Below are 5394 nucleotides of genomic sequence, written 5' to 3' on the forward strand. Positions count from 1 at the left end.
ACGGCCGAGCTGGACCAGGTCCGCTCCGCGCTCGACGAGCGCACGGGCGACCTCCAGCGGCTCCAGGCCGAGTACCAGAACTACCGCCGTCGGGTCGAGCGCGACCGGGTCGCGGTCAAGGAGGTCGCCGCGGCGGGTCTCCTGACCGATCTCCTGCCCGTGCTCGACGACATCGGCCGGGCGCGGGAGCACGGCGAGCTCGTCGGCGGCTTCAAGGCGGTGGCCGAATCGGTGGAGACGGTCGTCGCGAAGATCGGCCTCCAGCAGTTCGGCAAGGAGGGCGAGCCCTTCGACCCGACGATCCACGAGGCCCTGATGCACTCGTACGCGCCGGACGTCACCGAGACGACCTGCGTGGCGATCCTGCAGCCCGGGTACCGCATCGGCGAGCGCACCATCCGCCCCGCGCGGGTGGCCGTGGCCGAACCGCAGCCGGGGGCCACGCCCGCGGCGGCGAAGGAAGAGAAGGCAGACGACGAGGAGAGCGGTGGCACCGAAGAGGTCTGACATTCCGTCCGACCACTGCGGTGAACACCGACGGGGCGTGCGGCCGGCCACAGGGCCGGCCGCACGGCCGATCGTCCGGAAGGAGGGACGTCGATGAGCACGAAGGACTTCGTCGAGAAGGACTACTACAAGGTTCTCGGCGTCCCCAAGGACGCCACCGACGCCGAGGTCAAGAAGGCGTACCGGAAGCTCGCCCGCGAGTACCACCCGGACGCCAACAAGGGCGACGCCAAGGCCGAGGAGCGTTTCAAGGAGATCTCCGAGGCGAACGACGTCCTCGGGGATCCCAAGAAGCGCAAGGAGTACGACGAGGCGCGCGCCCTCTTCGGCAACGGAGGCTTCCGGGCGGGTCCCGGCGGTGCGGGCGGCAACTTCAACTTCGACCTGGGCGACCTCTTCGGCGGCGCCCCGGGCGGTGGCCAGAGCGCCGGCGGCTTCGGTGGTGGCGGTGGCGGCCTGGGCGACGTCTTCGGCGGTCTGTTCAACCGCGGCGGTACGGGCACACGTGTCCAGCCGCGGCGCGGCCAGGACATCGAGTCCGAGGTGACGCTCAGCTTCACCGAGGCGGTCGACGGGGCCACGGTCCCGCTGCGGATGTCCAGCCAGGCTCCCTGCAAGGCGTGTTCCGGTACCGGAGACAAGAACGGCACCCCGAGGGTCTGCCCGACGTGTGTCGGTACCGGCCAGGTGTCGCGCGGCACCGGCGGTGGATTCTCCCTGACCGATCCCTGTGTGGACTGCAAGGGCCGGGGCCTCATCGCCCAGGACCCCTGCGAGGTCTGCAAGGGCAGCGGCCGGGCGAAGTCGGCCCGCACGATGCAGGTCAGGATCCCCGCGGGCGTCTCGGACGGCCAGCGGATCCGGCTGCGCGGCAAGGGCAGTCCGGGCGAGCGCGGCGGCCCGGCCGGCGACCTGTACGTCGTCGTCCACGTCGACGCCCACCCGGTCTTCGGCCGCAAGGGCGACAACCTCACCGTCACCGTGCCCGTCACCTTCCCGGAGGCGGCGCTCGGCGGCGAGGTGAAGGTCCCCACGCTCGGCGGACCGCCGGTCACCCTGAAACTCCCGGCCGGCACGCCCAACGGACGTACGATGCGGGCCCGGGGCAAGGGCGCCGTACGCAAGGACGGCACCCGGGGCGACCTCCTGGTCACCGTCGAGGTGGCCGTGCCCACGGATCTCGGCGCGGACGCCCAGGACGCGCTGGAGGCCTATCGGAAGTCGACCGCGGGGGAGGACCCGCGGGCGGAGCTGTTCCAGGCGGCGAAGGGAGCTTGAGATGGACGGCCGTCGACGCAATCCGTACCAGCTGACCGACGAATCACCGGTCTACGTCATCTCGATCGCGGCCCAGCTCTCGGGCCTGCACCCGCAGACACTGCGTCAGTACGACCGTCTCGGCCTGGTCTCGCCGGACCGCACGGCCGGGCGCGGCCGGCGCTACTCGGCGCGTGACATCGAACTGCTGCGTACCGTCCAGCAGTTGTCGCAGGACGAGGGCATCAACCTCGCGGGCATCAAGCGCATCATCGAGCTGGAGAACCAGGTCGCCGCGCTCCAGCAGCGCGTCGCGGAGCTCTCGGCGGCGGTCGACGGCGCGGCCGTGGCCATGCAGCAGCGCGAGGCCCAGGTGCACGCCTCCTACCGGCGTGATCTGGTGCCGTACCAGGATGTGCAGCAGACCGGCGCGCTGGTGGTATGGCGGCCCAAGAGGCCGAAGGACTGAGGCGTGCCGGACAGGGCCCGCCCCGGAGTCGTGAGACTCCGGGGCGGGCCCTGTCCGTGCGGCCGAGGAGCCGCCCGACGGTCAGCTCGGTGGTACGCACCTGGAGGGACCGTGCGGGCACCTGACGCAGGCACTCCCTGACCTGGGTGCGGTGGCGCGCCGGGTGCTGGTGGATGTGACGGAGCCCGGTGTCTCGGGCGATGGCGGTCGTGGCGTCGTCCGGAGCCGTCCGCGGGGTGGCGTGGGGGCGGGTGCTTCCCGGCTGCGCGGTGGGGACCTCGTCCGTGGCCCGGGCGGTGGCTTCCTGGAGGGCCTTTCGTGTCGGCTCGGGCTCCTCCGGCACGGTGATGGCAGGACGGGGTCACGGTCGGCCGTGACGGCCAGGGGCGCCGGCGACCTGGCCGGTTCCGGCGTTCGTCCCACGCGCTCGTCCCTCTCGCGTGTGAGGGGCTGCGACAGACGGGCCGGAGGTGCCGGCGGCGGGAGGGGGCGGAGCCGGTCCTCGTCCCAGGTACCGGCCTGGACCGGCGGGACCGGCCTGGACCGGCGCCCCGTCGATGAGGCACGGGGCGGCGCCGGTGTCCGAGCGGGCGATCCGCCCCTGGCGCGACGCCCGCTCGTACGGATCGGGTCCTGACGCGCACAGCTCTCCCGGTCCGTGGCTGTGCGGCGGTCGCGCTGGTTCTGTCCCCGTCCGGGGCCCCCGCTCCCTACGCTGCGACAAGTGGCCGGTGGTGCAGACCTGGTGGCCTGGCGGAGTGCGGCCGTGGGAGCGCGTCAGCCCTTGTGGTCCAGGATCCCTGACTGTGAGATGAGGTACCCGAGCTGGGCCCGGCTGCCGCTGCCGAGGGCGGCGTTGAGCTTGGCTATGTGCGCTCGGCACGTGCGGACGTTCATGCCGAGCCTGCGGGCTATGGAATCGTCCACGTGCCCCTCGACCAGCAGCTGGGCGATGGAACGCTGCACTCCGCTGATCCCGGCGGGTGTCGGGGTGTACGGGACGTCCTCCAGCAGGGGGGTGGCGCGTTGCCAGAGCTGCTCGAAGACGTTGATCAGGTAGGAGACGAGGCCCGGGTGCCGGAGTTCCAGCGCGACCGTCAGGTCGTCCTGAGCGGGGATGAAGGCGACCGCGCGGTCGAAGATGAGCATGCGCTGCACGAGCTCCTCGAGCGTGCGTATCTCCGCGCCCTCGGCGAGCCGCTCCGCATAGGCGAACGTCCCGTGATGATGGCGGACCGTGTGCTGGTAGAGGGTGCGGATGCTGACCCCGCGGTTCACCACGGCCCTTCCCCGCTCCAGTCCCTTGCTGAGGATGTCCTCGCTCCGGACCCCTCCGGGCTGCACGGTGAGGACCTCGTCGCAGCACTCCGCCGTGGCCACGTCGATGGCCGCGTTGATGCGGGTGCCGCCTTCGAGCACGGTGATTGCGTGTGTCGTGGGTGGATCCTGGGCGCTGATGTCCATGAAAGGTTCGAAGGACTCGGTGAGTTCCAGGGAATGGCGCCGGCGCTCCTGGATCTCCCTTTCGATGGGGTACAGCCGCTGGGCGAGGGCGGCCGAGGGGGGTACGGGGCGCAGCCAGTCGGCGTCGTCGGGGTCGGGGTGGAGCAGGGCGAAGTCCATCAGGCACGGAGCGGGTTCCACCTCCGAGCGCGGTATGCGGCCGGACCGCAGCGCGCTTGCGTAGAGACGCTGTCCCGCATCGCATAGTTGGGTGATCCCGTGCCGATGCGCCCCTTTTGAGTCGCATGTATCCATATCTCCACCCCCCATGTTCCTGAACGTGCAAGAACATGATGCATCGATCCGGTGGTGCTCGCGTGTCCGCGTGAGACATCGTCTTGAGAGCGGGGGAGATGAATCCATCAAGTGAGGACGAAGCCGAAATGTCTAAGCGAATGCTTCGCTCGGTGCTTGCCACAGCTTTCGTGGGGGCGCTGGCTTACGGTGCGTTGGGTGCCCAGGACATCACCTGGGGGGCTGCTCAGGCCGAGCAGGCGACGGCCGTGCCCGGTGACATCACCTGGGGGGCGGCTCCGGTCGACATCACCTGGGGTACGGCTTCAGGTGACATCACGTGGGATGCGGCTCCGACCGGCACCACGGCATGACCACCCCACCGGACGACCGCACCTTCCGGCGGGAGATGGCCACGGCCTATCGCTCAGGGTGGCATTTCATCGATCTGCTCACGGCACTCACCCGCCAGGGCGATTCGTTGATGGTCACCCTGTTCGGGGAGCCCATTGTCGTCGTGATGGAAAAGGATGACGACATCCGCGCCTATCGCTGTCTTCGCCGGCCGCGCGGAGCGCCGCAACCGGTTCGCTGTGCCGTGAGGTACGGCATGATTTTCGTAAATCTCGATCAGCGTGACCATGAGCTGTTCGAACAAGAAGCCATTTCCGCCACCCCCCGCAGTGCCTGAACGATTCCCCCGTCGTTCCATGTCGTTCCGGCACTTCCCCCACACAGCGGCGCCATCGTGACCTGAACACGATGGCGCCGTTGTGCTGCCCGGAATGCGTTTCGCATTCTCAGCCCTTTCCGAGAGCCCTGTCGACGGCGATCTCGATGACGACCCGCTCCGGATTGTGCCGCGGGGTGCGCTCGTAGCGCTCCGCGTAGCGGCGTACCGCGTCCTGGACCTCCCCGGGCTCCGTGCGGACGACCGCCAGCCCCTCCAGGGTCGCCCAGCGGCGTCCCTGCGTCTGGCAGACCGCGACCCGCGCCCCTTCCGGGCCGGCCGCCAGGACGTTGGCGACCTTTCTGGTGTTCCCGCCGGTGATGACGCGGGCGATCCGTGTCCGGGGGTCGTACGTCACCCCGACGGGCACGACGTGCGGCGTGCCGTCCGGGCGGAGCGTGGTCAGGGTGCACACGTGGCGCTCCTGCCAGAAGGCGAGGTACTCGGGGCCGGGGTTGCGTACGTCAGGCATGGGGCCAGCCTAGATACAGGAGGATTCGGGGCCCTCGGAGGCATCATCCTGCCCTTGAGTGGAATAGACTCAACTTTGTACCCGTTGTTCGAGTCATAGTTCCATGAAGCACCCGTACGAGGAGGAGACAGCGCCCGTGGACGCCGAGCTGACCAACAAGAGCCGGGACGCCCTCAACGCGGCCACCAGCAGGGCCGTCAAGGACGGACATCCGGACCTGAC

At 69.9% G+C, this 5394-nt stretch carries 7 protein-coding genes; 5 read left to right on the forward strand and 2 right to left on the reverse strand.

Annotation, left to right across the window (positions count from 1 at the left end; translation table 11 throughout):
* The 3 genes from grpE to VN520_RS31930 form a co-directional block, all read left to right on the forward strand.
* Nucleotides 1–507: nucleotide exchange factor GrpE (gene grpE, locus VN520_RS31920; protein WP_325750420.1), on the forward strand; the 507-nt coding region annotated here is incomplete at its 5' end.
* Between the two features lie 93 nt (nucleotides 508–600).
* Nucleotides 601–1785, forward strand: coding sequence for a molecular chaperone DnaJ (gene dnaJ / locus VN520_RS31925; RefSeq protein WP_325750421.1), 1185 nt, complete (start codon nucleotides 601–603; stop codon nucleotides 1783–1785).
* A 1-nt stretch (nucleotide 1786) separates the two neighbouring features.
* On the forward strand, nucleotides 1787–2233 hold the full coding sequence (locus VN520_RS31930) for a heat shock protein transcriptional repressor HspR (protein ID WP_014046944.1): 447 nt from the start codon (nucleotides 1787–1789) through the stop codon (nucleotides 2231–2233).
* 777 nt (nucleotides 2234–3010) lie between these two features.
* On the opposite strand, the gene VN520_RS31935 is transcribed toward VN520_RS31930, so the two are convergent.
* Nucleotides 3011–3991, reverse strand: a complete 981-nt coding sequence (locus VN520_RS31935) for a helix-turn-helix transcriptional regulator (RefSeq protein WP_325750422.1) — start codon at nucleotides 3989–3991, stop codon at nucleotides 3011–3013.
* 152 nt (nucleotides 3992–4143) lie between these two features.
* Between VN520_RS31935 and VN520_RS31940 the strand changes: the two genes are divergently transcribed.
* A complete protein-coding gene (locus tag VN520_RS31940) occupies nucleotides 4144–4344 on the forward strand; it encodes a 5'-nucleotidase (RefSeq protein ID WP_325750423.1) in 201 nt (66 codons plus the stop codon).
* Complete coding sequence (locus tag VN520_RS31945; RefSeq protein ID WP_325750424.1) at nucleotides 4341–4661, forward strand: (2Fe-2S)-binding protein; 321 nt, start codon at nucleotides 4341–4343, stop codon at nucleotides 4659–4661. The genes VN520_RS31940 and VN520_RS31945 overlap by 4 nt, the downstream gene beginning before the upstream one ends.
* Before the next feature lie 109 nt (nucleotides 4662–4770).
* On the opposite strand, the gene VN520_RS31950 is transcribed toward VN520_RS31945, so the two are convergent.
* On the reverse strand, nucleotides 4771–5172 hold the full coding sequence (locus VN520_RS31950) for a pyridoxamine 5'-phosphate oxidase family protein (protein WP_325750425.1): 402 nt from the start codon (nucleotides 5170–5172) through the stop codon (nucleotides 4771–4773).
* Between the last annotated feature and the right edge of the window lie 222 nt (nucleotides 5173–5394).

The sequence above is a fragment of the Streptomyces sp. genome, from assembly GCF_035563135.1.
Classification (GTDB): domain Bacteria; phylum Actinomycetota; class Actinomycetes; order Streptomycetales; family Streptomycetaceae; genus Streptomyces.

Excerpts from the sequence above, each read along its gene's own strand:
- dnaJ (WP_325750421.1), top strand. The coding sequence starts at position 601 with ATGAGCACGAAGGACTTCGTCGAGAAGGACTACTACAAGGTTCTCGGC.
- VN520_RS31935 (WP_325750422.1), bottom strand. The coding sequence starts at position 3,991 with ATGGATACATGCGACTCAAAAGGGGCGCATCGGCACGGGATCACCCAA.
- VN520_RS31945 (WP_325750424.1), top strand. The coding sequence starts at position 4,341 with ATGACCACCCCACCGGACGACCGCACCTTCCGGCGGGAGATGGCCACG.
- VN520_RS31950 (WP_325750425.1), bottom strand. The coding sequence starts at position 5,172 with ATGCCTGACGTACGCAACCCCGGCCCCGAGTACCTCGCCTTCTGGCAG.
- VN520_RS31930 (WP_014046944.1), top strand. The coding sequence starts at position 1,787 with ATGGACGGCCGTCGACGCAATCCGTACCAGCTGACCGACGAATCACCG.